The organism is Empedobacter sp. UBA7252 (assembly GCF_002472765.1).
GTDB classification, from domain to species: Bacteria; Bacteroidota; Bacteroidia; order Flavobacteriales; family Weeksellaceae; genus Empedobacter; species Empedobacter falsenii_B.
In genome coordinates this window covers 78,951-79,382 of record NZ_DKSQ01000098.1, presented here as the reverse complement: position 1 = coordinate 79,382, position 432 = coordinate 78,951, and the positions used below count along the sequence as shown (strand labels likewise).

Genomic DNA, 432 nt, shown 5'->3' with positions numbered 1-432 from the left:
CAATGATGATACGTTTTGCATTCAAGAATTTTTCTTGATGATCCCAAATACCAGCCATTTTAATAATGCCTTCGTCTACTAATAAACGTCCACGCATTGTATCACGAATAGAACGAGGTTGTTCGTTGATTTCTTTTAACATGAAATGCTCGTAACCACCTTTTTCAATCGCTTCAATATTTAATTGTAACTCTTGAACATCTAAAGAAACTGCTTCGTTATTTTGGATTGTACGTACATCTACTTCTTTGTCTAAAGTAATTGTTGCCATATCACCATCTTCTAAATAAACCGCATCTTTTGTAAACTCAATAAACGGAGAAGCATCAGAAGCTACAAAAAATTCGTTTTCTCCAATACCAATTGCCAATGGAGAACCTAAACGTCCTACAACAATTGTATTTGCTTCTTCTTTGTCTAAAACTGCAATCG

General features: G+C 34.3%; 1 pseudogene. It reads right to left on the bottom strand.

The features are described from left to right. Positions 1-432: pseudogene (locus tag B2X73_RS14130) on the bottom strand (glutamine--fructose-6-phosphate aminotransferase); the annotation flags it as partial.